The sequence below is a fragment of the Pseudomonas sp. HMSC066A08 genome (genome assembly GCF_001813025.1).
GTDB classification, from domain to species: Bacteria; Pseudomonadota; Gammaproteobacteria; order Pseudomonadales; family Pseudomonadaceae; genus Pseudomonas; species Pseudomonas aeruginosa.
Window position 1 is genome coordinate 227,923 of sequence record NZ_KV811348.1, and the last position, 23,886, is coordinate 251,808.

Here is a 23,886-nt window from a genome sequence, read left to right on the forward strand (position 1 = left end):
CGAGGTTCCGCCATGCAACGTCATACCCTCCCCCTGCGCCCTCTGCTCGGCACGCTCCTGCTCGGCCTGTTGCTGGCCGGCTGCGATGCGTCGCGGGACGACGCCACGGCACTCGGCCCGGTGCCGATCGCCGGCGGCGACGAATGCCACGTCTGCGGCATGCTCATCGAGGAAATACCCGGTCCCAAGGGCGAGGCGGTGCTTCCCGGCGCGGTGCGCAAGTTCTGCTCCACCGCGGAACTGTTCGGCTGGTGGCTGCAACCGGAAAACCGCCAGGGCCAGGCGCGCCTGTATGTCCACGACATGAGCCAGGCCGACTGGCGGCACCCCGACGACGCCCACCTGATCGACGCCACCCGCGCCTACTACGTGGTCGGCATCCAGCGGCCGGGCGGCATGGGCGCCACCCTCGCCTCGTTCGCCGACGAAGAGGCCGCGACGCGCCTGGCGGCCGAGGAAGGCGGCCGGGTACTGCGCTTCGACGAGATCGACCAGGCGGTGCTGCAAGGCGTGGGCGGCGACCACCCGCACCGGCATCCGGCGCACTGAGCGGGGGCCGGAAAGCAGAAAGCCCCTGCCGCGGTTACGGCAGGGGCTTTCTTCGCCTGGCGCGACGAGGCGCGGCGGAGGACTACTTCTCGACGAAGGCACGCTCGATCAGGTAGTCGCCCGGCTCGCCCATGCGCGGCGAGATCTTCAGGCCGAAGCTATCGAGCACGGCGCTGGTCTCTTCCAGCATGCTCGGGCTGCCGCAGATCATCGCGCGGTCGTCCTGCGGGTTCATCGGCGGCAGGCCGATGTCCTCGAACAGCTTGCCGCTGCGCATCAGGTCGGTCTGGCGACCCTGGTTGCGGAACGGCTCGCGGGGCACCAGCGGGGAGTAGATCAGCTTCTCTTTCACCTGGTCGCCGAAGTACTCGTGTTCCGGCAGGACCTTGGTGATGAAGTCGGCGTAGGCCAGTTCGCTGACCCAACGCACGCCGTGGACCAGGATCACCTTCTCGTAGCGCTCGTAGGTTTCCGGGTCCTGGATGACACTGAGGAAGGGCGCCATGCCGGTGCCGGTGCTGAGCAGGTAGAGGTGCTTGCCGGGCAGCAGGTCGTCGTGCACCAGGGTGCCGGTCGGCTTGCGGCTGACCATCAGCTCGTCGCCTTCCTTCAGGTGCTGCAGGCGCGAGGTCAGCGGGCCGTCCGGGACCTTGATGCTGAAGAACTCCAGGTGCTCTTCGTAGTTCGGGCTGGCAATGCTGTAGGCGCGCATCAGCGGGCGACCGTCGACTTCCAGGCCGATCATCACGAACTGGCCGGTCTTGAAGCGCAGACCCGGGTTACGGGTGGTCTTGAAGCTGAACAGGGTGTCGTTCCAGTGGTGCACGCTGAGAACGCGCTCGGTGTACAGATTGCTCATCAAAGACTCCTAGGAAAACGCGGGCGCACACCAACAGCAGCAGACGTGACGCAGTTGCGCGGCATTTTATCGGTTGCCAAAATATCCGCAAAATGAATTGTCTGGATAATGCTTATCCAGAATATGGATATGGGATAACACGATATCGGTCGGCCGCCGGCCGCCGAGGGCTCCCATCGCTCCCGCGGACGGGGCGCAAGGATAACCGAGCCAACCCCGCCGACGGAACGGCAAAATGTCGCGGGGCCTTTCGCTCTAGACGAGGAAGCCTGGATGAAATTCACCCTCCGCCAGCTCGAGGTGTTCGTCGCCGTGGCCCAGCAGGAGAGCGTCTCCCGCGCCGCCGAGGGGCTGTCGCTGTCGCAGTCGGCGACCAGCACCTCGCTCGGCGAGCTGGAGCGGCAGTTCGACTGCAAGCTGTTCGACCGCGCCGGCAAGCGCCTGACCCTCAATGCCCTCGGCCGCCAACTGCTGCCACAGGCGGTGGCGCTGCTCGACCGCGGCGAGGAAATCGAGAACCTGCTCAACGGCAAGACCGCCTTCGGCTCCCTCGACCTCGGCGCCACCCTGACCATCGGCAACTACCTGGCCACGCTGCTGATCGGCGCCTTCATGCAGCGCCAGCCGGACTGCCGGGTGCGCCTGCACGTGCACAACACCGCCCAGGTGGTGCAGCAGGTCGCCCACTACGAGCTGGACCTGGGCCTGATCGAGGGCGACTGCCGGCATCCGGACATCGAGGTACAACCCTGGATGGAGGACGAACTGGTGGTGTTCTGCGCCCCGCAGCATCCCCTGGCGCGGCGGGGCGGCGCCGACCTGGAACGGCTGACGCGGGAGGCCTGGATCCTCCGCGAGCAGGGTTCCGGCACCCGCCTGACCTTCGACCAGGCCATGCGCCATCACCCGCGGCCGCTGAACATCCGCCTGGAGCTGGAGCACACCGAGGCGATCAAGCGTGCCGTGGAGTCCGGCCTGGGCATCGGCTGCATTTCCCGCCTGGCCCTGCGCGACGCATTCCGCCGCGGCAGCCTGGTACCGGTGGAGACGCCCGGCCTGGACCTGCGCCGGCAGTTCTACTTCATCTGGCACAAGCAGAAGTACCAGACCGCGACCATGCGCGAGTTCCTCGACCTGTGCCGCAGCGAGACCGCCGGGATCAGCCGCAGCGACGAGATCGTGCTGCCGCTGATTCCCTGACTCAGTTGGCCAGGGACAGGTTGCCGTCGCGGTACTGGCGGTACGAGGTATAGGGCAGCGCGAGGGTGTCGATCACCCCGGACAGCGCGAAGTCGAGGGCCAGCACCTCGAGGATGCCGTCGGCTTGCGCCGGCGCCACCGGCGACCCGGTCTTCACGTTGAGCCGGCAGAAGGTGTAGCTGACCCCGCTGTACACCCGCGGCAGGCTGGTGCAGGCGGTCGCCTTCAGGCGCAGGTCGTGGGCGGCGCTGGCGTCGTCGCGTACCAGCGTGTTGACGGAACCGCACCCAGCGAGCGTGGCGAGCCCCAGAAGCACCAGCAAAGAAAGCCCCGAACGAAACATTCCTTCATCTCCCTGTGCGAACGCCAGCCGAGCATGGCCGGCCTTGCGCCACTTCACCAACCCTTGACGTTGTCCCAGCGCCAGTTGCGGTACTGGTACAGCAGCGTACCCAGCAATGCGTAGGTGGCGGCCATGCCCAGCAGCACCAGGGCATGGTCGCTGACTTCGCGCAGCGGCAGGTCCATCTGGTTCATCTCGGCGATGGCGCGGATCGCCCAGGTCGAGGGGATCGCGTCGGCCAGCCAGCGTACCCAGTCCGGCATGGCCTGTTCCGGCCAGCTGTAGCCGGCCATGTAGAACAGCGGCAGGGTGATGAAGGTCATGGTCAGGTACACCGACTCCTCGGTGGGCAGCAGCTCGGCGATGAACTCGCTGAGGGCGATCACCGCGATCAGGAACGGCAGGACGATCCCCAGCAGCATGAAGAACGAGGCCGACTGGCGATAGCCCAGCAGGTGCGGCCAGATCACGTAGAAGAGCATCGCCAGCACGGTCCAGATCAGCAGTTGCGCGCTGTAGCGGCCGAAGCGGGTCGACAGCGGTTGGCGCATGTAGCGCGGGGTGCCGCCGCGCAGCATGATGTTGCCGCGGGTGCAGCCGAGCAGCAGGCTGTGTTGCAGGATCAGCGACAGCAACCCCGGAAGGACGATGGCGGCGAAGCTGATGCCGGGGTTGAACAGGTCGGTCAATTGCCCTACCAGCGGGCTCAGCACCACCTGCGCCTGGGTCGCGGTGAAGCCTTCGCGTTCCAGCAGGGCAGCGTTGTAGCGGTTGGTCAGCGCGCTGTAGACCGCCGAGATGTCCTGCTGGATCTGGCCGTTGGCCATGCGGTTGGTGGCATCGCCGAAGTACGGGATCACCAGCGCCTCGCCGCGCAGCAGGCGCTTCTCGAAGTTCAGCGGGATCACGATGATCGCGTACAGCTCGCGCCAGGCCAGGTCGCGCTTGGCCTGCGGCAGGCTGTCGTAGCCGACCACGGCGACCTTCGGCGCCGAATCGAGCAGCCGGACCAGCTCGCGCGACACGTCGCTGTGGTCCTCGTCGACCACCGCCACCGGCAGGTCGAGGGCGGTGTGGTTCATGTACGGCAGCGAGGTGATGCACACCGAGGCCACGACCATCAGCCACATCGGCTTGGACAGCATGGCCTTCAGGGTTTCCCGGAGGATCTGCAGGTAGTTCTTCATATCGGGCTCAGGTCCAGGCGGCTGCGCAGGCGCATCTTGGCGATCATGTAGGCGATCAGCGGGTACAGCGCCAGCTTGGCGCAGGTGTAGAGCGCCGAACTGGGCGGCGCCTGGCGCAGGAACTGGTCGAACAGGCCGTGCAGGGTATGGGTCAGCGGCTCGGCCTCGGCGATCACCCGCGCCAGGGTCGGCATCGCCAGTTCCGGGATCAGCACTCCCGAGTAGGTCTGGGCGACGCCGATCAGCATGCCCACCAGCGAATAGGCGGTGAAGCGGTTGGCGGTGAAGACGAACAGCATCAGCCCGACGCTCTGCGCGGCGATCACGTAGAACAGCGTGATCATCAGCATCGCCAGCGGGCTGCCGTTGATGCGCGCGCCGGAGAACGCCACCAGCAGGAAGATTTCCAGCATCAGCAGCGCGGTGAACAGCAGCGTGTAGGGCGCCAGCTTGCCCACCAGGCGTACGCCGAGGGCCTTGGCCCGCAGGATGTGCGGCGAGGAGGCGCGCAGTTCCGGCGCCTCGCGGGCCAGCACATGGACCATGGTGACGATCACGAACAGCTGCAGCAGGTGCACGATGGCGGCGAACTGCTGGTAATAGATGTAGTTGCCGCTGGCATTGAACAGGCTGTCGTAGGACACGCTGATGCTCGCCAGGTGCGGCAGCGCCGCCGGCATCCCGGCGGCCAGGCGCGGACGCAATTCGCCGTTGAGGCTGGCGACCAGCGCCGAGAAGTCCTGGGTGGCGGCGTAGCCGGCCGAATACAGCAGCGCGTTGTAGTACAGCTCGGCCTTCGGCGCGCGTCCGCCGAGCACGTCGGCCTCGAAGTCCGGCGGGATGTAGAGCAAGGCGTAGGCGTCGGCCCGACGGATCGCGTCGAGCCCCTCCTGGACGCCGGCGGGTACGGTGATCACCTGGGCGTGAGAGGTCGCGTCGAGGTCGCGGATCAGCTTGCGCGACAGCTGGCTATGGTCCTTGTCGATCACCGCCAGCGGCATGTCCAGCAGGGTACCGGCCTGGTAGACGCCGCTGATCACGCCGAACAGCAGCAGCGGCCAGCACCAGCCGAGCCAGTGGATGGTCCAGCTGCGGCAGGCGATCCGCGTCTCGGTATTGAACGCCTGGACGAAACGGCTGGCGTTGCGCTTCAGCGCGGCCCACGCCATCGCTCAGTTCGTCCAGCGCCACAGCGCGCTCATGCCCGGGCGCAGGCCGGGTGTCGGCTGCAACGGGTAGAAGCGGGTCTCGAAGGTCTTCAGGTCGAAATCGCCGGTGGCGCGGGTCGCGCGCCTGGTCGAGAAATCGCCCAGCGGGGCGATGTAGCGCAGCTCGGTCTCGACCTCGGCGCCGCCCAGGCCGGGCACCTGCATGACGATGCGGTCGCCCTTGCGCACCTTGGCCAGGATGTCCTCGCGCAGGTTGAAGACGAAGTAGCTGTCGTCCAGCCGTACCAGCGTCAGCAGCGGACTGTAGGCGTTGATCAGTTCGCCCTGTTCGGCGGGGATCGGCCCGACCTCGCCGTTGACCGGCGCGCGCACCTGCAGGTCGTCGATCTGCGCCTGTAGCTCGGCGATCTGCGCGTCGGCCCGGCGCACCGCGGCCTGCAACGCCTGGCGACGCTCCTCGCGGTCGCCCTTGAGGCCTTCGTCGAGATTGGCGCGCGCCTCGGCGACGCGGTCGCGGGCGACATCGCGCTCACGCCGCGAGAGGTCGAACTGGGTCCGCGAGAGGAAGCCGCGCTCGACCATCTGCTGGTTGCGCTGGAAATCCGACTCGGCGTTGCGCAACTCGGCCTCGGCCTGTGCCAGGCTGGCCTTGAGCGCGCGGATGCTCTCCTCGCGGGTACCGTGGAGCGACTCGTCGAGCTGCGCCTGGGCCTGGTTGCGCGCCGCGTGCAGGGCATCGAGCTGGGCTTCCAGCTCGGGGCTGTCGAGGCTGATCAGCAGGTCGCCCTGCTTCACTTCGTCGCCGCGCCGCACGTGCAGCACCTGGACCCGGCCCTTGGCCTTGGAGGAAACGATGACGTTGGTGGCGTCCGCCTCGCCCTGCAACAGCAGGGGCGGATTGTGCAGGCGCAGGTAGAGGGTGATGGCGACGATCGCGAGGATCAGCAGCGGGGTAAAGAGTTTCCATCCCTTCATGGGGCAGGCTTCCTGAACACGACCGGGCGATGGTAGTACATTGCCAGGCCGTTGCGCTGGCCGGCGCGCCGAGCGGAAGCGCGCCGGAGTCCGGCTCCGGCGCGGCGACGAATCAGGCTTCCCCTTCGGCGTCCTCGCTCGCCACCCGCCGCGCGGCGGCCCCGTCGGACTTCGCCGAAGGGAAGCGCGCCGAGGCGAAGCGCACCACCAGGATCGCCAGCGCCAGCAGGAGCAACGCCACCGAGACCAGGATGATGCCATCGTCCGGCGTATGGTTGTGCTGGATGTCGGCGATCATCAGGCGGGTCAGCGCGGTCATCGCCACGTAGATCAGGAAGCGTACCGGCATGTGGTTGGTCTTGAAGTAGATACCGACCATCGCGCCCAACTCGAGGTAGATGAACAGCAGGAGGATGTCGTCGATCGACGCATGCCCCTTGTTCACCATCCCCAGGAAAGCCGCGCCCGCCGCCCAGAACACCGTGGCGCCGATGGCGAACAGGGCCAGGTAGTGGAAGGCCTCCACCAGCAGGTTGCCGAGGCTCTCCGCCTGGTGGTGCATGCTTGCGCGCAGGCGCTCGGCCCAATTCTGTTTCATAGCTTCTCCCGACAAAGACGACGGCCACCTGGCCCGAAGCGTGCAAGGCCCAGGCCAAGGCACGTGCGCAGATAGACGTCCGCACGTCGGCGCAGGGTACAGCCCGGCGGTGACAAAGAACTTTCCGGGCGGCACCCAGTCCCAACCAGCACGACAGCATTCAGGTGGTCCGCCATGACCGACAGCAGCCCTTTCCAGCTCCTCACCGAGGCCTTCCAGGCCGAGTACCGGGTCAACCTCAGCCTGGAGCGGCCGGACGGCAGCATCGTCCTCACCCTTTCCAACGAACGCGGGGTCGCCGCCAAGCGCCTGATCCGACCGGCGCAACTGCATGACCTGGAGCAGTTGCAGCGGATGATCGAGAGCATCCGCTTCGGCATCGCCATCGAAAACGGCACCAGCGCGCCGCAACTGTTGCAGGCGATGACCCAAGGCAAGGCACGCTGGCCGATAGCTATCTGATGGCAGCGGTGACCTGCGCGCGTCCTTCGCCGGCGCCGAAATAGGCAGCCAGCACCGCCAGGTCGCGGTCTTCCAGCACCCCCGCCAGCTGGCGCAGGCGCAGCCAGGCGTTGAGGTAGGCGTAGCGCGCTTCCGCCAGGTCGCGGCGGGCGCCGTAGAACTGCTGTTCGGCGTCCAGCACGTCGCGATTGACCCGCTCCCCGCCGGCGACGCTGCGCCGCGTCGCTGTCACCTGTTCGCGCGCCGCGGCCACCGCCATCTCGTAGGCACGCACCTTGGCCAGGCTGCTGGCGGTCAGGTCGAACTGGCTGTGCAGGTCATTGATCACACTGGCCACCTGGGCATCCAGCTCGGCCTGGGCCTGGGCGTACTTGTCGCCGGCCTGGCGGGTCGCTGCCGACACCCGCCCGCCCTCGAACAGCGGCAGGCTGAGACGCAGGCCGACACTGTCGGTGTCGTATTTCTGCTCGTAGGTGCTTTCCGAAGCCGAGTGCGTCTTGCTGCTGCTGGCGTAGAGGCTGAGCCTGGGCAAGTGGCCGGCACGATTGCGCTCCACCTCGTAGGCTGCCGCCTCCAGCGCATGGCGCTGGGCGCCCAGCTCGGCGCTGCGTTGCAGGGCCACCTGGCGCCAGCCTTCGAAGGTCGCCGGTTGCAGGCGCAGCGCCGGGAAGCGCTCGATGGGCGCGGCCAGTTCGCGATCCTCCAGTGCCTGCCCGAGCATCGCCTCCAGCGTACGCCGCGCCGCCGCCGCGCGATCGCTGGCGGCGATCTCCTCGGCGCGGGTCAGGCTCAGCCGGGCGCGGGTCTCCAGCAGGTCGGTGCGGGTGCCCTCGCCTTCCTCGAAGGCACGCTGGTTGAACGCCAGCTGGGTTTCCAGGGCACGCCGCTGGGCTTCGGCCAGGACCACCTGCTCGCGGGCGAACAGGGTTTCGCTGTAGGCGGCGAACAGGCGCACCGCCAGTTCCTGGCTGCGCCCGCGGAACTGTTCGTCGGCGAACAGCGCCTGGGCCTCGCCCTGGCGGTAGCGCGCGTAGGCCTCGTAGTCGAACAGCGGCTGCTCCAGGCTGAGGGTCGAGGCGTAGCTGCGATAGTCGCGCTCGACGCGGGCGTCGCCCTGGCTGACGGTGGAGTCGTTGCGCGCCTTGTTGTAGTCGTAGCGCAGGCTCGGCAGCAGGCCGGCACGGCCGATGGCGCGGTTTTCGCTGCCGGCGCGGCGCTCGTGGAGCGCCGCCTGGAAGGTCGGGTCGTGGCGCACCGCCAGTTGGTAGGCGTCCAGCAGGCCCAGCGCCTGGGCCGAAGAGGCCGAAAGCAGCGCGGAGGACAGCAGGCAGGCTCGCAGGCGATTCATTCTTCCTCCAGCGCCAGGTGGGTACGGTCGGCCAGTGGCTTGAACAGGTAGTTCAACAGCGAGCGCTCGCCGCTGCGAACGAAGGCCTCCACCGGCATCCCCGGGCGGACCTCCAGGCCGGCCAGGCGACGTACGCCCTCCTCGCCTACGCGGATGCGCACCCGGTAGTACGGCGCCTCGCTGCGCTCGTCCAGCAGGCGGTCGGCCGAGACCAGGGTCACTTCGCCCTCCACCCGCGGCGTAGTGCTCTGGTTGAAGGCGCTGAACATCAGCTCCACCGGCAGGCCGACGCGGACCTTGTCGACCATCTCCACCGGCAGCCGAGCGTCCACCAGCAGCGGCTGGCGCTCCGGGAGGATTTCCATCAGTTGCTGGCCGGGCGCGATCACGCCGCCCTCGGTGAACACTTCCTGGCCGACCACCAGGCCGGCGACCGGCGCCCGTACCTCGCTGTTGGCCAGGTCGAAGCGCGCGCTGGCCAGGCGATTGCGCAACTCCTCGGCGCGCACCTGGGCGTCGGCCAGGCTGGCGCGCACCTCTTCCTGGAACTTCTCCCGCCGCTGGGCCATGCGCAGGCGCAGTTCGAGGATCTGCCGGCGGGTACTGCCGAGGCTGCCGAGGTCGCCGGCGATCTCGCCGTTGACCTGGGCCAGCAGGCGCTCGCTGTCGAGCAGGCGGTTGCGCGGCACGTAGCCCTCGCTGGCCAGTTGGCGCAGGCCGCGCAACTGTTCCTCGAGGGCGGCGCGCTGCTGCTCCTTGCTGCGCAGCGCGGCTTGCAGGCCGTCCAGTTGCGCCTGGCTGCCGGCGACCGTCTCGGCGAGACCATCGAGTTCCAGGCGCAGCGCCCGCCGACGGCTGTCGTGCAACTGCCGCTGCTGTTCCAGCAGGGTCGGCAGGCGCGGGTCGTCCAGCGCCAGCAGCTCGGCGGGAAACTCGATCCGCGCCTTTTCATCGCGCTCGGCGCTCAGCCGCGCCAGACTCGCCAGCGCCGCCAGGTACTGGGCGAACAGGCCATCGGCCTGGGCCCGGGCCTGGGTAGCGTCCATCTCCAGCAGCACCTGTCCTGCCTCCACCCGCTCGCCTTCGTGCACGCGGATGTGCCTGACCAGGCCACCGGTAGGGTGCTGCACGGCCTTGCGGCTACCGGCCACCATCACCGTGCCGGAGACCCCGACACCCTTGTCCAGCGGGGCCAACCCGGCCCACAGGAGAAAGCCGACGAAGCCGAGCAGCACCAGCCCCCAGCCGAGCCGGGAAAAACGCTTCTCGTCCAGTTCCAGCGCCGCGCCGCCGGCGCCGACTTCGCGCAACCGCGCCTGCCCGCTCATCGCGCCGCTCCTCCCGGCACACCGCCGACCGGCATCCCCGGTCCCGGCCGGTAGCCGAAACCGAACGCCGGCGTCGGCCGTGTCGGCGCCGGGGCCGCAGCGGCCGGCGGCGAGGCGCTGGCAAGCACCTCGGCGGTCGCGCCGAAACGCTGCAGGCGCCCGCCATGCAGCAACAACAGCTTGTCGGTCAGCGCCAGCACCGCCGGCTTGTGGGTGACCAGCACCAGGCTGCTGCCGTGCCGGCGCATCGCCGCGATGGCCTCGGCCAGGGCCGCCTCACCCGCCTCGTCGAGGCTGGCATTGGGTTCGTCGAGCACGATCAGCGCCGGTCGCCCGTACAGCGCGCGGGCCAGGCCGATGCGCTGGCGCTGGCCGCCGGAGAGTCCGGCGCCGCCGTCGCCAAGGCGCGTGTCGTAGCCCTGCGGCAGGCGCAGCACCAGGTCGTGCACGCCGGCCAGGCGCGCCGCCGCCACCACCTTCTCGGCATCCACCTCGGCGAAGCGCGCGATGTTCTCGGCGATGCTGCCGGCGAACAGTTGCACGTCCTGGGCCAGGTAGCCGATGTGCGGCCCCAGTGCCGCCGCACTCCACTGCCGCAGGTCGGCGCCGTCCAGGCGCACCGCGCCGGACAGCGGCTGCCAGGCGCCCACCAGCAAGCGCGCCAGGGTCGACTTGCCGGAACCGGACGGCCCGATCACGCCGAGCGCTTCGCCAGGCTCCAGGGCGAAACCGAGGTCCTGCAACAATGCCTGCTCGCGTCCCGGCGCGGCCGCGCAGAGCCGCTCGACGCGCAACGCGCCGCGCGGCGCCGGTAGCGGCATGCCCAGGGCGGCCGGCGGATTCTCCTCGAGCAGCCGCGCCAGTCGCTGGTAGGCCTGCCGCGCGCCGCTCCACTGGCGCCAGACCGCGATCAACTGGTCGATGGGGCTGAGCACGCGGCCCATCAGGATCGAGCCGGCGATCATCATCCCCGGGGTGATCAGGCCTTCCACCGCCAGCCAGGCGCCGAGGCCGAGCACCAGCGACTGCAGGGCCAGGCGCACGCCCTTGGAGGTCGCGCCGATCGCCGCGCTGCGCTCGCTGCCGAGGTTCTGCCGGGCAAGGAAGGCCTGGTGCTGGGCGAACCAGCGCGCGCGCATGGCCGGCAACATGCCCATTGCCGCCAGGGTTTCCGCCTGGCGCAGGTTGGCCGAGGCCTGCTGGGTGGCGAGGATCGACAGTTGCCCGGCCTCGGCCAGCGGTTCGCGCGAGCGGCTTTCGTTGACCCAGGCAAGCAGCACCAGCAGCAGCGCCCCAACCAGGGCAAGCAGGCCGAGCCAGGGACTGAAGAGGAAGATCACCAGCAGGTAGAGCGGGAACCAGGGCGCGTCGAAGAAGGCGAACAGGGCGTTGCCGGTGAGGAACTGGCGCAGGCTGGTCAGGTCGTTCAGCGCCTGCCCGACGGCCTGCTCGCCGCGCTCCAGGCTGGCGCGGAACGAGGCGTCGTAGATGCGCTGGTTGAGTTGCATGTCGAGCTGGCCGCCGAGGCGGATCACCACCAGGCTGCGCACCCACTCCAGGGCGCCGAGCAGCAGGTAGAGGCCGAGCACCATGAGGGTCAGCATCAGCAGGGTCATGTGGTTGCCGGAGCCGAGTACCCGGTCGTAGACCTGCAGCATGTACAGCGACGGCGCCAGCATCAGCAGGTTGATCACCGCGGTGAACAGCGCGACGCTGCGCAGCGCCGGGCGGAAGCGGCCGAGGGTGGCGAGGATTTCATTGCGCGGCGAGGCCGGCCGGAGCTTCATCGGAGTCGGGTCCTGTGGGTGTCCGGGCCGCGAGCGGGCCCGGAGGACATTGCGGCAGTCTCCGCTTGCCGGGCACGGCCGGCGGAGGAACAATCCGGGGGCCGCCGTCGCCACGGGTGCGAGGCGCAGCGACGGCGGTTCGCGCGCCGGAGAGGAGCGCCAACTCCTCTCCGGCCTTTAGCGCAAGCAGTCCACGAACGCTATCGTGGACAGTTGCTCAGGCCGCCAGGGCCAGGTCGTGCGGCAGTTCCTGCACGCCGACCACGCCGATTTCCGCCGCTGCCGCAGCCGGGGTGGCATGGGCGACGCCGGCCGCGGCCAACTGGTCGAAGGTGGAGTTGATCGACAGGCTCGGGTCGACCGCTTTCAGCAGCGCGTCGATCTGCCCCTGCAGGGCGCTGCTGTCACCGCTCATCAGGCCGTAGACCACCTTGTGCACGGTGCCGTCGCGGCCCTGGGCGATCGGCGAATCCAGGCCCAGGTTGCTGAAGCTCACCTCCTGGCTGTCCAGGGCGTAGCCACCGCTGGAGGCGCCGCCGGTCAGGGTGTCGCCGAGGGCGATGCTGTCCAGCTTGCCCCACAGGGTGTGGCTGGGGTTGCTGAACAGGGTGTAGTGGAGGTCGCCGCCGGCGATGAAGGCCGCGTCGCTGGCGGTGCTCTTCAGCGCGTACTGGCTGCCGTCGAACGGACCGGGGTTGAAGCCGCCGGTATTGCTGCCGTCCACCACCTGGCCCGGACGATGGTTGACGTCGCCGAAGTAGGCCGACCAGTCCGCCAGGTAATCCGCTACGGTCCAGCCGCTGTAGGTGGTGCTGTAGGAAATCGAAATGCTCATGCCAAAACTCCAATTCAACGAGTGGTGAATGCCGGAGCGCACGGATGCCCGCTCCGGTTTTGCCCTTCACTGGGCAAAACGGGGGTCAGAACTGGTATTCGAGGGTGCCTTGCAGGGTCCGCCCGCGACCGAGGGTGAAGGCCAGCACGTCGCCCAGCGGCACCAGGTAGGCGCGGTCGGTGACGTTCTCCATGGCCAGGCGCAGGGTCAGTTCATCGCTCACCCGGTAGCTGCCGTACAGGTCGTAGACGGTGTATTCCTTCCAGTCCGCCGGGTACACGCCGGCCTGCGACACCGTGGCGCCGCCAGCCACCGAGTAGCCTTCGCTGTAGCGGGCACGGGCGCCGACGTCCAGCCTGCGGTCGAAGAAGCGCATGCCCAGGGTCAGCGAGCCGCGATCCATCGGCATGTGTTCGGCGGAGCCGAGCACCGCGCTGCAATGGGTGGCGGCGTTGGCCTGCTCGTCCGGCCGCATGTCGATCACCGGCGGGCGGCGACCGCTGCCCTTCACCGTCTGGGTGACGCCACCGAGCCAGGCGGTCTTCGAACAGAAGTCGTTGCTGCCGATCATGTGCGTGTAGGAGAGCTGCCCGTAGGCCAGCCCGGCATCGTAGTCGAGCTGGTACTCGACGCCACGGAAGCGCGTGCTGTCGAGGTTGTTGACGTAGGCGCTGTTGCCGATCCCGGCCATGCCGTAGCCCGGCGGCTGCATGCCCATGCCCATGAAGATGAAGTCGTCGACCCGGGTGTCGAAGTAGGCGACCTTCAGGCCCAGGCGGTCGTCGCTGAACCAGAGGTTCTCCTTCAGCACGTTGAAACCGACTTCCCAGGCCTTCGAGCGCTCCGGACTGAGGAACGGGTTGGGGTACATGTTTTCCGCGCCGCCGCCGTGGGGGCGGCCGGTGATCAGGCTCTCGGTCACCGCCGGCGGGCGCCAGCCCTTGCCGTAGGTGGCGAACAACTGCAACCAGTCGACGCCGGGCTTGACCGACAGGCCGAAGGTCGGCGAGAAGCGCCCCTCCTCGCGGCCGACGGCGTATTGCAGCGGCATGTCGGTCTGCCGGGTGGTGCCAAGGATGAAGGTGCGCGCGTTGAAGCCGGTGTCGCCGCGCAGGCGGTAGCGGTCGTAACGCAGCCCGGCGTTGAGGTTGAGCCAGTCGTCGTAGTCGTAGTCGAGACGGGCGAACAGGCTACCGAGGGCGCGGTCGCCCTTGGGGGTCATGCCTTCGGCCGCAGGGAAGCCGACCGCCGAGGTGCTCGCCCGCGGCTGGCTGGAGTCCGGCCGCACCTTGTCGTAGAAGAACTCCAGGCCATAGTTGGCGCGCAGCGTGGAGAGATCGTCGAGAGCGAAGGTCGAGGTGTTCTGCGCCTGCGCGCCGTAGGTGTCGGTCTGGTAGGTGATCGAGTAGCCGGGGGTGATACCGCGTTGCAGGGTCTGCTGGCGGTTGCGGTTGTCGACGTAGTAGAGCTTGGCCTTGAAGTCCACCAACGGGTTGTCCGGCGCGTAGCCGTAGTCGATGGCGAAGTTCTGCGCACGCACGTCGCTGCTGCCGAGCTTTTCCCAGAGCGCCTGGTTCTCGGTGTTGAGCATGTTGGCGTCGTCGTAGGACACCTGGGTGGTCAGGTAGCTGAACTGCAGGCGCTGGTCCTGCGGCAGGGCGACGCCAAGCTTGGCCAGTCGCGAGCGCATCACATAGCCGGAGTAGGCCACCGGCGAATGCTTGACCCGCTGCCCGGCCTCGGGATTGAACCAGGCGCCGGTGCGCAGCTCGCCAATGCTGCCCTTGGTCCCCGGGTCGTAGTCGCCCAGGTGGCGCTCGCTGGCGGCGACCAGCATGTCCCAGACCTCGGTGCCGATGGCGAAGGCCGCGCTGCCGATGAAGTGGGTGCCATTGGCGTCGCCGCCCAGGCCACTGGTGAGGCGTACCCGGCCACCGACCTGCTTGCCCGGCCTGACCAGGTCGCGGGCCTCCAGGGTGCGGAAGTTGGCGATCCCGCCGATCACCCCGGCGCCGCCCATGGCCGAGCTGGCGCCCTTGTCGATGACCACCTCGCTGAGCAGCTCGGGATCGACGTAGAGCGTCCCGTTGCGCTGCTGGTGGCCGCTCTGCTGGTAGTTCTGGCGCATGCCGTCGACCGACATGTTGACCCGCCCGTAGTCCTGGATGCCACGGATGTTCACCGACAGGCCGGGGTCCTGCTGGCTCACCGAGGAGTACACCCCGGGGGTTTCCTCGAGCATGTCGGCGGCATGCCGCGGCGGGTTGCGCTCGATCTGCTCGCGGCCGATCACGCTGACCGAATGCGGCGTCTGGTAGACCCAGTCGTCCGGACGCGCGGCGGAGATCACCGAGGGCGACATCTGCACCAGGTCGTCCTGGCTGACGCGGATCAGGCTCAATTGGTCCTTGCCGGAGAAGCGGTATTCCACCGGGCTGCCCTGGAGCATCTGGCTCAGGCCGTCGGCCAGCACGTATTCGCCGTGCACCGCCGCGCTGCCGAGACCGGCGAAACGCTGGCTGTCGAAGAACACCTGGACCCCGGCCTGCTCGGCGAATCGCAGCAGGGCGCGGTTCAGCGGTTGTGCCGGGATGTCCAGCCGGACCCGGCGCAGCGCGGTCTGCTGCTGGCTCGCCGAGTCCGCCCCGTCTTGCGCATGCAGCGGTAGCGCGGCCGTTCCCAGCAGGACCAGGCCCAGCCCCAGGGCCAGTTGCGCCCCCTTGCGACCGCCTCGCACGGCACTCCATCCACGATGTTTCATGACAGCGCCTACACTCCATCGTTTTGTGTAATAAGAATCAGTCTCGTTAAGAGAACGATGGAGGCAGGGAAAGTCAGTAACGGAAATCGAGAAATTTTTTCTCCGGCGGGAACGGCGGCTCGAGAATGCGCTTCCCGGCCCCTGCCGGAACAAGCGCACGGGACGACTGCCCGGACCGTGGTCGAGGCTCTCGGAAGCGATCGCGCCGCTCAGTACAGCAGCGTCACTCCCGCCAGGCTCAGGCTGCGCACTCCCAGCTCATCGCTGATCGACTGCAACGAGGCCTCCAGGTCGGCGACCCGGAATACCCCGCTGACCCGCCGCTGCGCCAACGCACCGGGAGCCACCAGCAAATGCCCCGGCCGGTAGCGATTGAGGCGCGCCACCACCTCGCCCAGCGGCTGCTCGTCGAAGACCAGCAGGCCGCGCCGCCAACTGGTCAGGTCGTCGAGGCGACCGCCCAGCGGCGCCTCGACGCCGCCCTCCGCGCTGTAGCGCAGGCTCTCGCCCTCGCCCAGCTCGCGGCGCCCGACGGTCCCCGTGCGCGGATGCGCCAGGGCCACCGCGACGCGGTGTTCGAGCACCCCGACCTGGACGCTGCCGTCCTCGTTGCGGCTGACCAGGAACCGAGTACCCAGCGCGCGAGTGCTGCCGCCGGCGCTTTCCACCACGAAGGGCCGGGTCTCCCGCCCCGCACGCGGGGCGGCGCGGAAGATCGCGCTGCCTTCGAGCAGGCGCACCCGTCGCTCGCGGCTGTCGTAGGCGACATCGATGGCACTCTGTGCGTCCAGCTCGACCTCGCTGCCATCCACCAGCCGCAGGATGCGTACCTCGCCCTTGCCGGTGGCGTGGTCGGCCAGCCAGCTCACGCCGGCGTCGCGTTCGCTCCAGGCGCTGCCCAGGGCCAGCAGCACCGCCGCCGCCGCGGCCCAGCCGCGCCACCCCTTGCGCCGCCCCCCGGCGCGGCGCGGCGCGCTGGCAACCGGCGTCTGAACCATCGTCCGCGGTTCGGCCAGCGATCCCAGCTGTTTCCAGGTCCGTTGCGCCAGCGCCAGCGCGGCCGGGTGCCGGGGGTCAGCCGCCAGCCAGCCGTCCAGCGCTTCGCGCCGGGACCGGTCGAGGTCGCCGCCGTCCAGGCGGATCGCCCATTCGGCGGCCTGCTGGCGGATCTGCTGTTGTTCCTGGAGGCTGTTCACGTGCGGCTCTCGTTGGTCGTTATAGAGGTTCAGACGCGCGAACCGGCAAGACTCGGTAATCCATTCAGCGGGAATCCTCGAGTGCCTGCATCACATGGGCCAGGGCGCGGGCCAGGTGCTTCTGCACCGAGCTATCGGAGATTTCCAGGCGTCTCGCCACCTCGGCATGGGTCAGCCCTTCCAGACGGTTGAGACGGAAGATCTCACGGGTGCGCGGCGGCAGTTCGGCGACTATCTCGCGCAGGCGGGCAAGCGCATCGGCATCCACCGCGGACTCCTCGGGGCCGGGCTGGTCGGCGACGAACCCGGCGAGGTCGTCGTTGGGCCGGGTCTCGGTGCGGCGCCGCCGTTCCTGCCGGTAATGGTCGATGGTGAGGTTGTGCGCGGTGCGGTAGAGATAGGCGTCGACATGCTCGATCGGCTCCTTGTGCCGCTGCTCGGCCAGGCGCAGGAAGCTTTCCTGCGCCAGGTCCGCCGCCAGGTGTCGATCACGGGTCTTGCGCAACAGATACGACTGCAACTGCCGGGCATGCCTGAGAAACAGTGCCTTGAGATCCTGCTCCGCCAACGGCGCATCCACCCACGTCCTTTCAGAAGGGCAGCAGCATATTTTTTATGATAATGATTTTCAATCGTATTCTTGTGAGATGCCGGGCTCAGCCGAACACCGAGCCGCCGCCGAGGTAGGCCAGGCCCGCGCCAAGGGCCGCCAGCGCCAGCGGCGGGCGCATCGGCGCGTCGTTGATGGCGAAGGCCAGTTGCGCCAGCGGAAACAGCAACAGGCAGAGCAAGGCGCAGGGAATCGAACGGCGGCCGCCGCTGGCCACGGACCAGACGTAGCCGATGAGCAGGAGGGCGAAACCAAGGTCGTGCATGCCGGGCATCCTTGCGGGGCGGAAGGTATGCGCCGCGCAACGGGCGGCAGGCGCGCAACCTTAGCAGAAGCGCGGGAGCCGAGGAAAACCCGGCGCGGCCCGTGCCGCGCCGGGTTCACTCAATTGCCGCTGCAACCGCTGCCCCAGGCCTTGTACTCGACGGTATGCCGCTCGCCCTGCGAGTCCTCGTAGACCAGGCGCGCCGGGACGATCCCACAGGCGCTCCACAGGTCGGTCTTGTAGATCACCCGGGCGATGTCCAGGCGCCCTTCCACGTAGTGCTGGCGGAGCGATTTCGAGTCCGGGTTGGGTCCGTAGGGCTGCTGCTGCGCCTGGGCCAGCGGCGCCAGGCCGAGCAGCGCGACAAGTGCCAACGGGATCACTCTCATGAGGATGTCTCCTTGGTAGAACGTTCAGCCTGAAACTACGCTGCGGAGACTGTCAGGCTCATGAGCCCGGCGTGACATTTCTGTCAGACGACGACCGCCCCGGCAATGCGCCGGCAATCCTGGCGCTATCCACGGACGGCAAGACGCCATATACTGGATGGATAACCAGTCAAAGCAACCTTGCGACTCAGAAGGCACAGAGGTGATGAATGGCCGTCGAAGTGGTGTACCGCAGCAGCCGGGATCAGGAGCGTTTGTTCATGGACAAGGCTGAAGCCGATCGTTACGACAAGATGCTGGAGCTGGCGGAAACGCTGGCCGAGGTGCTGCAGAAGGCGGTGCCGTCGCTGAAGGAGGAACAGGTGGAAGAACTCGGCATCTTCATGGCGAAGAACCGCGACGCCTTCGCCCGCGCCTTCAAGAACCAGCCGGACGCCCTCAACGAACTGTTCGAGGAAAACGCCGCGGACGAATGAGCCGCCGCTGCAAGCAAAGCGCAAGGAGCCGAAACATGCCGCGACAACTTGCCGGCCTGCTGTGCGTCCTCCTCGGCCTCGCCGGTGCCCCTGCCCTCGCCTGCCCGTTCCGGGCCACGGACGCCGAGACACCGGCAGCCTCTGCCGGCGCCGCGCAGGTCCTGGCCCTGGGCGGCGCCGGCAGGCTGCAACTCGACCTGCAACGGGCCCCCGCCACCCTGCTGCACAGCGGCGACCTGCTGATCGCCCGCTACGCCGAGGGTCACTACCTCGCCCACCGCCTGCTCGAAGGCAACGAGATGGGCGCGGACGAGGGCGAACGGCTCGACCTCCCGCGACAGGTTCGCCTGCTGTTCGGAGCCCTGCCGCTGGACGGCCTGCCCGACGCCGAGCGCGAGCGTCTCCAGGCGCAGCGCCAGGCCCTCGGCCTGTGCGACCGGCGCGCCAGCGCCAGCCGCTACCGCGTGGCCGGCACCGAGGTCTATCGCCTGCGCGGCAGCCAGGCCGGCAAGCCCTACCACGCGCTCTACCTGCTCGACGGTCCCCAGGTGCACTACCTCGACAGCTCCGGCAGCGACGCCTTCGTCGAACAACTGCTCGCCAGCCTGCGACGCCGCTGAGTCCGCGCGGCGCTTGTCCGACCCGCGCCCGGCTTGCCGGAAACCGGCGCTTGCCGTACAACGCCCGGCAGCCCCATCGACCAGGAAGGTCCCATGCCCGCTCTCCCCGCCTCCCCCGTCCGCTCCCGACGCTGGCGCCTGGACCGGCGCAGCCTGCTGCTGGCACTGCTGCTGTTCGGCCTGCTGGTCCTGCTCGCCACCCTGGGCCGGCATTGGGGCTGGATACGCAGCTTCGGCGGCGACCTGCTGGCGGTGGTCTGGCTCTACTACCTGATGGGCAGCGCGCTCAGGGCGCCGGCCGCCTGGCTGGCATCCGCCGCCTTTGGCGTCGGCGCGCTGCTGGAACTGGGCCAGTACCTGGCGGCGCAACTGCATTGGCAATTCTCCAGCCCCGTGCTGCGCATCGTTCTCGGTAGCACCGCCGACGGCTTCGACCTGCTCGCCTACGCCCTCGGCGCGCTGCTGGCGTGGTGGCTGGAGCGCCGGCGCTGATCAGCCGTCGGACTGCTCCAGGGCATTCACCAGTACCTTGAGGAAACGCGCCGCCTCGCCACCGGTAGCCGCGCGGTGATCGAAGGTCAGCGAGAGCGGCAGGATCGGGTGGATCGCCATCTCGCCGCGCCAGGCCACTACTTCGTCGCGGATGCCACCGGCACCGAGGATGGCCACCTGCGGCGGCACCACCACGGGGTTGGCGTAGCGGCCGAACAGGGTGCCGAAGTTGGATAGGGTCAAGGTTGCGCCGAGCATTTCCGCCGGCGGGATCGAGCGCGCCTGGACATCCTCGCGCAGGCGCCGCATACCGGCGCGCAGGTCCTCCGGCGAACGCGTACCGACGTCGCGCAGCACCGGCACGAACAGGCCGTCCGGGGTGTCCACGGCGATCCCCAGGTCGAGCCGCTCATGCAGTTTCAGCGACAACGAGGCGCCATCGAACCAGGCGTTGAGGGTCGGCTCGGCGCGACAGGCCTCGGCCAGCGCCTGGGCCAGGCGGATCAACGGGTCGCGTGCGGTCTTCCAGCGATGCAGGTCGGCGTCGCCGTAGATCGTCACCGGCACCACCTCGGCATGCGAGCGCGCCATGTTCAGCGCCATGCTCCGCCGTACCCCGCGCAAGCGCTCGCCGCCGAAGCGTTCGCGGGCGCCCTGGGCGGCGGCCTCGACGTCGGCGCGGGTGATCAGGCCATCCGGGCCGGAGCCGCTCAGGCCAGCCAGTTCGACGCCCTGCTGGCGGGCGAACTGGCGCACCGCCGGGGTCGCGCGCGGTGCCAGGTGTTCGCGGGTGGACGGTGCGGCGCCGATGAAGAAACGGTCCTCCAGGGCGCTACCGCCGCCCTCCAGGCGCCCCACCACGGTACCGGCGTCCGCCTCCTCGCCCTCGAAGCCCACCAGCGGTTCGCCGACGTGGAGGATGTCGCCCTCGGCGCCGAACAGCTTGCCCACCACCCCATCGTAGGGCGCGGGGATGTCCACCAGCGCCTTGGCGGTTTCCACCGAGACCAGGCGCTGGTCGGCGCGCACGCTGTCGCCGGCCTTGACGTGCCATTCGACGATTTCCGCTTCCTGCAGGCCCTCGCCCAGGTCGGGCAGCTTGAAGTGCTTCATGGTCGTCTCCCCTTGGCTCAGGCGTAGCCGAGCACGGTGTCGCAGGCCGCCAGGATGTCCTCCACGGCGGGCATGTACAGCGCTTCCAGGCGGTACAGCGGCGGCGGGATATCGGCCGCGGCGACCCGCTGGATCGGCGCCCGCAGGTCGAACAGGACACGCTCGTAGAGGCTCGCGGCGATTTCCCCGCCGAGGCCGCCACTCTTCGGCGCCTCATGGACGATCACGCAGCGACCGGTCTTGCGCACCGAGGCTTCCAGGGTGTCGAGGTCGAGCGGCTTGAGGCAGGCGACGTCGATCACTTCGGCCTCGATGCCGCGCTGCGCCAGGCGCTCGGCGGCCTGCTGGGTCTCGTGGACGCTGGCGCCCCAGCTGACCAGGGTCAGGTCGCCGCCTTCGCGAAGGGTGAAGCAACTGTCCAGCGGCAGGCGCCGGGCGTCGTCCGCCAGCGGCTGCGGGTTCATCCGGTAGAGCCGGGTCGGCTCGAGGAAGATCACCGGATCGGGATCGTCGATCGCCGCCAGGAGCAGGCCGTAGGCCCGCGCCGGCGACGACGGCACCAGCACGCGGACGCCGGGGATGTGCGCGAACATCGCCTCGGTCGCCTCGCTGTGGTGCTCCGGCGCGCGGATCCCCGCGCCCATCGGCGTGCGCAGCACCAACGGGCAGGCCAGGCGGCCGCGGGTGCGATTGCGCAGGCGGCTGGCATGGGACACCAGTTGCTCCATGGCGGCGTAGATGAAGCCCATGAACTGGATCTCCATCACCGGCTTCAGGCCCTGGGCGGCCATGCCGATGGACAGTCCGGCGATCATGTTCTCCGCCAGCGGCGTATCCAGCACCCGCTTGAAGCCGAAGCGCTCGCGCAGGCCGAGGGTGGCGCGAAACACCCCGCCGTTGACCCCGACGTCTTCGCCCAGCACCACCACCGTCTCGTCCTCGGCCATGGCCCGGTGCAACGCCAGGTTGACCGCCTCCAGAAGGGCCAGGCGTTTCGCTTCGCCGTTGCGCTCATTCATGTTCGGCCCCTCCCTGCCGCCGCGCGGCGCGCTCCAGCAATTGCTCGCGCTGCTCCTCCAGGACCGCCGGCCAGCGCGCGTAGACATGCTCGAACAGTGCCTGCGGCGCCTGCGCGGCGAACGTCTCGAAACGCTCCACCGCCTCCTGCACCCGCGCCTGGCACTCGCCCACCAGCGCCTGCTCGCGCTCCTCGTCCCACTGGCCGCGGCCGGCGAGGAAGGCGCGCAGGCGCTTGATCGGCTCCTCGCGCCAGGCCTGGTTGACCTCCTCGGCGGAACGGTAGCGGCTGGCGTCGTCGGCCGTGGTGTGGTCGCACAGGCGATAGCTGATGCACTCCAGCAGTGTCGGCCCCTTGCCCTGGCGCGCGCGCTCCAGGGCCGCGCGGACGCGCTCGGCGACCGCCAGCACGTCGTTGCCGTCCACCTGTTCGCCGGGGAAGCCGGCACCCACCGCCTTCTCCGCCAGGGTCGGCGCGCCGCATTGGATGCGCCGCGGCACCGAGATCGCCCACTGGTTGTTGTTGACCACGAAGAGCACCGGCAACTGCCAGGCGCCCGCCACGTTCAGCGCCTCGAGGAAATCGCCCTTGCTGGTGGCGCCGTCGCCGCAGGTGGTCACCGCCACCCGGTGCTCGCCGCGGATGCGGAACGCCGAGGCGACCCCGCAGGCATGCAGGGCCTGGGTCGCGATCGGCACGCAAATGGGAAAGTCCTGCGCCGCCAGCGGTTCGGCGTAATCGCTGCCGCGCTCGTCGCCGCCCCAGTAGAGGAGGATGTCCTCCATGCGCACGCCGCGCATCAATTGCACGGCGGTATCGCGGTAATAGGGCACCAGCACGTCCTCGGCGCGCATCTGGCTGCCGATGGCCACGCCGATGGCTTCCTGGCCGAGGGTTGGCGCATAGGTGCCGATCCGCCCGGTACGCTGGAGGGCCACCGCCTTCTGGTCGAACAGGCGGGTCAGGAGCATCTGCCGGTAGAGGCCGACCAGCGCATCGCTGTCGCCGGCCCAGGCGGGCAACTCGCCGAGGGGCCGACCGTCGCTGTCGAGGTAGCGGGTGAAAGGCGGGTCGATCCGGTTGTGAACCATCGCAAACCTCCTCCGCACGCCGGGTAGGCGTGCCGCTCAGGGTCGCGCCGCGGGTGGCGGCGTGCACGCGCGGCGCGGCGGGGGTGGCCCGCACTGCCGCTGGCGAGGCCTGTCGGCGGCCTCGCCGGAAACGCCGGCCCGTCAGTGCGGGCCGTAGAGAATCCGCTCCGCCAGACGGTCGGCGATCCGCGCCGGCGACTGGTGGTCGGCCTGGGCATGGGCATAGATCTCGGTGAGCCGCGCGGGAATCCGCGCCAGGTGCGCGGTGATGCTATGCGGGTCGGCGCCGCGGTGCTTGAGGGCGACGTAGATCAGGCCGCCGGAGTTGATCACGTAGTCCGGCGCATAGAGGATGCCGCGCGCCTCCAGCTCGTCGGCGACCTCCGGCCGCTCCAACTGGTTGTTCGCCGCCCCGGCCACCGCCGCGCAGCGCAACTGGCTGACGCTCTGGCTGGTGAGCACGCCGCCCAGCCCGCAGGGCGCGAGGATGTCGCATGGGGTGGAAAGCAATGCCTCCGGCGCCAGCGGATGGGCGCCGAGCTGCTCGACCGCCAGTTGCACCCGGCCGGGATCGAGGTCGCAGACCAGCAACTCGGCGCCGACCGCCGCCAGTTGCTCGGCCAATGCGTAGCCGACGTGGCCGAGCCCCTGCACCGCGACCCGCAGGCCTTCCAGGTCGTCGCTGCCGAGGCGCGCCTGGGCGCTGGCGCGAATCCCGGCGAACACGCCGAGGGCGGTATGCGGCGAGGGGTCGCCGGCCTGGGTGGTGCTGGTGACGTGGCGGGTCTGCTGGGCGATGCAGTCCATGTCGGCGCTGGAGGTACCGCTGTCCACCGCAGTGATGTAGCGTCCGCCGAGGCTTTCGATGAAGCGCCCGAAGGCCTCGAACAGCGCGCCGCGATTGTCCAGGTGCGGCGGGCGGATGATCACCGCCTTGCCGCCGCCCTGCTCCAGCCCGGCCAGGGCCGCCTTGTAGCTCATGCCCTGGGCCAGGCGGATGGCGTCGCCGATGGCGGCTTCGTCGTTGGGGTAAGGCAGGTAGCGACAACCACCCAGAGCCGGGCCGAGTCGCGTGCTGTGGATGGCAATAATGGCCTTGAGTCCCGTGGCCGGGTCTTGGGCGAGGTGGAGACCCTCGAGCCGGGCCGCGTCCATCATGTCGAACATGCTGGGGCTCCCCTGCTTGGTGCTTGTTGTCCGGGCCGGGCCGTTGCC

Annotated in this window: 25 protein-coding genes; 6 read left to right on the forward strand and 19 right to left on the reverse strand. The window is 69.2% G+C overall.

Going from position 1 to position 23,886, the window contains the following annotated elements:
• The first annotated feature begins 12 nt into the window (after positions 1–12).
• The gene (locus HMPREF2886_RS24860) at positions 13–549 is read left to right on the forward strand and encodes a nitrous oxide reductase accessory protein NosL (protein ID WP_058178449.1); all 537 of its coding nucleotides are present in this window, start codon (positions 13–15) and stop codon (positions 547–549) included.
• Between the two features lie 82 nt (positions 550–631).
• Here the strand turns inward: HMPREF2886_RS24860 and fpr are convergent, their stop codons facing one another.
• The gene (fpr, locus tag HMPREF2886_RS24865; protein ID WP_070748590.1) at positions 632–1,408 is read right to left on the reverse strand and encodes a ferredoxin-NADP reductase; all 777 of its coding nucleotides are present in this window, start codon (positions 1,406–1,408) and stop codon (positions 632–634) included.
• A 273-nt stretch (positions 1,409–1,681) separates the two neighbouring features.
• Between fpr and HMPREF2886_RS24870 the strand changes: the two genes are divergently transcribed.
• Positions 1,682–2,608, forward strand: a complete 927-nt coding sequence (locus HMPREF2886_RS24870) for a LysR family transcriptional regulator (RefSeq protein WP_003091833.1) — start codon at positions 1,682–1,684, stop codon at positions 2,606–2,608.
• Position 2,609: 1 nt separating this feature from the next.
• Here the strand turns inward: HMPREF2886_RS24870 and HMPREF2886_RS24875 are convergent, their stop codons facing one another.
• The 5 genes from HMPREF2886_RS24875 to HMPREF2886_RS24895 form a co-directional block, all read right to left on the reverse strand.
• Complete coding sequence (locus HMPREF2886_RS24875; RefSeq protein ID WP_033968533.1) at positions 2,610–2,951, reverse strand: YceK/YidQ family lipoprotein; 342 nt, start codon at positions 2,949–2,951, stop codon at positions 2,610–2,612.
• 53 nt (positions 2,952–3,004) lie between these two features.
• Positions 3,005–4,138, reverse strand: coding sequence for an ABC transporter permease (locus HMPREF2886_RS24880; protein WP_003098675.1), 1,134 nt, complete (start codon positions 4,136–4,138; stop codon positions 3,005–3,007).
• A complete protein-coding gene (locus tag HMPREF2886_RS24885; protein ID WP_033968531.1) occupies positions 4,135–5,307 on the reverse strand; it encodes an ABC transporter permease in 1,173 nt (390 codons plus the stop codon). Before HMPREF2886_RS24885 ends, HMPREF2886_RS24880 begins: the two co-directional genes overlap by 4 nt.
• A gap of 3 nt (positions 5,308–5,310) precedes the next feature.
• The gene (locus tag HMPREF2886_RS24890; RefSeq protein WP_003091837.1) at positions 5,311–6,282 is read right to left on the reverse strand and encodes an HlyD family secretion protein; all 972 of its coding nucleotides are present in this window, start codon (positions 6,280–6,282) and stop codon (positions 5,311–5,313) included.
• Positions 6,283–6,394: 112 nt separating this feature from the next.
• Positions 6,395–6,880, reverse strand: a complete 486-nt coding sequence (locus tag HMPREF2886_RS24895) for a phosphate-starvation-inducible protein PsiE (protein WP_003091838.1) — start codon at positions 6,878–6,880, stop codon at positions 6,395–6,397.
• 174 nt (positions 6,881–7,054) lie between these two features.
• Between HMPREF2886_RS24895 and HMPREF2886_RS24900 the strand changes: the two genes are divergently transcribed.
• Positions 7,055–7,342 (forward strand): DUF3509 domain-containing protein, encoded by a 288-nt coding sequence (locus HMPREF2886_RS24900; RefSeq protein WP_003091839.1) that lies wholly within the window; start codon positions 7,055–7,057, stop codon positions 7,340–7,342.
• Here HMPREF2886_RS24900 and HMPREF2886_RS24905 read toward each other — a convergent pair.
• From HMPREF2886_RS24905 to HMPREF2886_RS24945, 9 genes are all read right to left on the reverse strand, one after another.
• Entirely contained in the window at positions 7,335–8,690 is a 1,356-nt protein-coding gene (locus tag HMPREF2886_RS24905; protein WP_003113107.1) for a TolC family outer membrane protein, read from the reverse strand. The genes HMPREF2886_RS24900 and HMPREF2886_RS24905 overlap by 8 nt on opposite strands.
• Positions 8,687–10,018 carry an HlyD family type I secretion periplasmic adaptor subunit gene (locus HMPREF2886_RS24910; protein ID WP_070748592.1) on the reverse strand — a complete coding sequence of 444 codons (1,332 nt, stop codon included), beginning with the start codon at positions 10,016–10,018 and terminating at the stop codon, positions 8,687–8,689. The genes HMPREF2886_RS24905 and HMPREF2886_RS24910 overlap by 4 nt, the downstream gene beginning before the upstream one ends.
• Positions 10,015–11,805 (reverse strand): type I secretion system permease/ATPase, encoded by a 1,791-nt coding sequence (locus HMPREF2886_RS24915; protein ID WP_003453185.1) that lies wholly within the window; start codon positions 11,803–11,805, stop codon positions 10,015–10,017. Before HMPREF2886_RS24915 ends, HMPREF2886_RS24910 begins: the two co-directional genes overlap by 4 nt.
• 217 nt (positions 11,806–12,022) lie before the next feature.
• Positions 12,023–12,640, reverse strand: a complete 618-nt coding sequence (gene hasA / locus HMPREF2886_RS24920) for a heme acquisition protein HasA (RefSeq protein ID WP_003091842.1) — start codon at positions 12,638–12,640, stop codon at positions 12,023–12,025.
• 85 nt (positions 12,641–12,725) lie between these two features.
• Positions 12,726–15,401 (reverse strand): heme uptake receptor HasR, encoded by a 2,676-nt coding sequence (gene hasR, locus HMPREF2886_RS24925; protein WP_083318613.1) that lies wholly within the window; start codon positions 15,399–15,401, stop codon positions 12,726–12,728.
• 209 nt (positions 15,402–15,610) lie between these two features.
• Complete coding sequence (locus tag HMPREF2886_RS24930; RefSeq protein ID WP_070748596.1) at positions 15,611–16,597, reverse strand: FecR family protein; 987 nt, start codon at positions 16,595–16,597, stop codon at positions 15,611–15,613.
• A gap of 64 nt (positions 16,598–16,661) precedes the next feature.
• On the reverse strand, positions 16,662–17,177 hold the full coding sequence (locus HMPREF2886_RS24935; protein ID WP_083318614.1) for an RNA polymerase sigma factor: 516 nt from the start codon (positions 17,175–17,177) through the stop codon (positions 16,662–16,664).
• A 76-nt stretch (positions 17,178–17,253) separates the two neighbouring features.
• On the reverse strand, positions 17,254–17,472 hold the full coding sequence (locus HMPREF2886_RS24940) for a hypothetical protein (protein ID WP_033975530.1): 219 nt from the start codon (positions 17,470–17,472) through the stop codon (positions 17,254–17,256).
• A gap of 119 nt (positions 17,473–17,591) precedes the next feature.
• Complete coding sequence (locus HMPREF2886_RS24945; protein WP_003091850.1) at positions 17,592–17,861, reverse strand: DUF2790 domain-containing protein; 270 nt, start codon at positions 17,859–17,861, stop codon at positions 17,592–17,594.
• A 209-nt stretch (positions 17,862–18,070) separates the two neighbouring features.
• On the opposite strand from HMPREF2886_RS24945, the gene HMPREF2886_RS24950 reads away from it, so the two are divergent.
• From HMPREF2886_RS24950 to HMPREF2886_RS24960, 3 genes are all read left to right on the forward strand, one after another.
• Entirely contained in the window at positions 18,071–18,337 is a 267-nt protein-coding gene (locus HMPREF2886_RS24950) for a YebG family protein (RefSeq protein ID WP_003091854.1), read from the forward strand.
• Positions 18,338–18,372: 35 nt separating this feature from the next.
• Positions 18,373–18,957, forward strand: coding sequence for a hypothetical protein (locus HMPREF2886_RS24955; RefSeq protein ID WP_003122204.1), 585 nt, complete (start codon positions 18,373–18,375; stop codon positions 18,955–18,957).
• Between the two features lie 93 nt (positions 18,958–19,050).
• Entirely contained in the window at positions 19,051–19,449 is a 399-nt protein-coding gene (locus HMPREF2886_RS24960) for a DUF2809 domain-containing protein (RefSeq protein WP_023091118.1), read from the forward strand.
• On the opposite strand, the gene HMPREF2886_RS24965 is transcribed toward HMPREF2886_RS24960, so the two are convergent.
• The 4 genes from HMPREF2886_RS24965 to HMPREF2886_RS24980 all read right to left on the reverse strand — a co-directional run bounded on the left by HMPREF2886_RS24965 (position 19,450) and on the right by HMPREF2886_RS24980 (position 23,838).
• On the reverse strand, positions 19,450–20,562 hold the full coding sequence (locus tag HMPREF2886_RS24965; RefSeq protein ID WP_070748598.1) for a dihydrolipoamide acetyltransferase family protein: 1,113 nt from the start codon (positions 20,560–20,562) through the stop codon (positions 19,450–19,452). It abuts the gene before it with no gap.
• A 17-nt stretch (positions 20,563–20,579) separates the two neighbouring features.
• Complete coding sequence (locus tag HMPREF2886_RS24970; protein ID WP_003106981.1) at positions 20,580–21,581, reverse strand: alpha-ketoacid dehydrogenase subunit beta; 1,002 nt, start codon at positions 21,579–21,581, stop codon at positions 20,580–20,582.
• On the reverse strand, positions 21,574–22,671 hold the full coding sequence (gene pdhA, locus HMPREF2886_RS24975) for a pyruvate dehydrogenase (acetyl-transferring) E1 component subunit alpha (RefSeq protein ID WP_003106978.1): 1,098 nt from the start codon (positions 22,669–22,671) through the stop codon (positions 21,574–21,576). The genes HMPREF2886_RS24970 and pdhA overlap by 8 nt, the downstream gene beginning before the upstream one ends.
• Positions 22,672–22,812: 141 nt before the next feature.
• On the reverse strand, positions 22,813–23,838 hold the full coding sequence (locus HMPREF2886_RS24980) for a Leu/Phe/Val dehydrogenase (RefSeq protein ID WP_017149250.1): 1,026 nt from the start codon (positions 23,836–23,838) through the stop codon (positions 22,813–22,815).
• Positions 23,839–23,886 lie beyond the last annotated feature (48 nt).

Bases quoted from the DNA above. Each gene is read 5' to 3' on its own strand.
- HMPREF2886_RS24875 (WP_033968533.1), bottom strand. From the start codon at position 2,951: ATGTTTCGTTCGGGGCTTTCTTTGCTGGTGCTTCTGGGGCTCGCCACG.
- HMPREF2886_RS24905 (WP_003113107.1), bottom strand. From the start codon at position 8,690: ATGAATCGCCTGCGAGCCTGCCTGCTGTCCTCCGCGCTGCTTTCGGCC.
- HMPREF2886_RS24870 (WP_003091833.1), top strand. From the start codon at position 1,682: ATGAAATTCACCCTCCGCCAGCTCGAGGTGTTCGTCGCCGTGGCCCAG.
- hasR (WP_083318613.1), bottom strand. From the start codon at position 15,401: ATGAAACATCGTGGATGGAGTGCCGTGCGAGGCGGTCGCAAGGGGGCG.
- HMPREF2886_RS24955 (WP_003122204.1), top strand. From the start codon at position 18,373: ATGCCGCGACAACTTGCCGGCCTGCTGTGCGTCCTCCTCGGCCTCGCC.
- HMPREF2886_RS24970 (WP_003106981.1), bottom strand. From the start codon at position 21,581: ATGAATGAGCGCAACGGCGAAGCGAAACGCCTGGCCCTTCTGGAGGCG.
- HMPREF2886_RS24860 (WP_058178449.1), top strand. From the start codon at position 13: ATGCAACGTCATACCCTCCCCCTGCGCCCTCTGCTCGGCACGCTCCTG.
- HMPREF2886_RS24980 (WP_017149250.1), bottom strand. From the start codon at position 23,838: ATGTTCGACATGATGGACGCGGCCCGGCTCGAGGGTCTCCACCTCGCC.
- HMPREF2886_RS24895 (WP_003091838.1), bottom strand. From the start codon at position 6,880: ATGAAACAGAATTGGGCCGAGCGCCTGCGCGCAAGCATGCACCACCAG.
- HMPREF2886_RS24900 (WP_003091839.1), top strand. From the start codon at position 7,055: ATGACCGACAGCAGCCCTTTCCAGCTCCTCACCGAGGCCTTCCAGGCC.
- HMPREF2886_RS24885 (WP_033968531.1), bottom strand. From the start codon at position 5,307: ATGGCGTGGGCCGCGCTGAAGCGCAACGCCAGCCGTTTCGTCCAGGCG.
- HMPREF2886_RS24940 (WP_033975530.1), bottom strand. From the start codon at position 17,472: ATGCACGACCTTGGTTTCGCCCTCCTGCTCATCGGCTACGTCTGGTCC.
- HMPREF2886_RS24945 (WP_003091850.1), bottom strand. From the start codon at position 17,861: ATGAGAGTGATCCCGTTGGCACTTGTCGCGCTGCTCGGCCTGGCGCCG.
- HMPREF2886_RS24890 (WP_003091837.1), bottom strand. From the start codon at position 6,282: ATGAAGGGATGGAAACTCTTTACCCCGCTGCTGATCCTCGCGATCGTC.
- pdhA (WP_003106978.1), bottom strand. From the start codon at position 22,671: ATGGTTCACAACCGGATCGACCCGCCTTTCACCCGCTACCTCGACAGC.
- HMPREF2886_RS24950 (WP_003091854.1), top strand. From the start codon at position 18,071: ATGGCCGTCGAAGTGGTGTACCGCAGCAGCCGGGATCAGGAGCGTTTG.
- fpr (WP_070748590.1), bottom strand. From the start codon at position 1,408: ATGAGCAATCTGTACACCGAGCGCGTTCTCAGCGTGCACCACTGGAAC.
- HMPREF2886_RS24880 (WP_003098675.1), bottom strand. From the start codon at position 4,138: ATGAAGAACTACCTGCAGATCCTCCGGGAAACCCTGAAGGCCATGCTG.
- HMPREF2886_RS24965 (WP_070748598.1), bottom strand. From the start codon at position 20,562: ATGAAGCACTTCAAGCTGCCCGACCTGGGCGAGGGCCTGCAGGAAGCG.
- HMPREF2886_RS24910 (WP_070748592.1), bottom strand. From the start codon at position 10,018: ATGAGCGGGCAGGCGCGGTTGCGCGAAGTCGGCGCCGGCGGCGCGGCG.
- hasA (WP_003091842.1), bottom strand. From the start codon at position 12,640: ATGAGCATTTCGATTTCCTACAGCACCACCTACAGCGGCTGGACCGTA.
- HMPREF2886_RS24960 (WP_023091118.1), top strand. From the start codon at position 19,051: ATGCCCGCTCTCCCCGCCTCCCCCGTCCGCTCCCGACGCTGGCGCCTG.
- HMPREF2886_RS24915 (WP_003453185.1), bottom strand. From the start codon at position 11,805: ATGAAGCTCCGGCCGGCCTCGCCGCGCAATGAAATCCTCGCCACCCTC.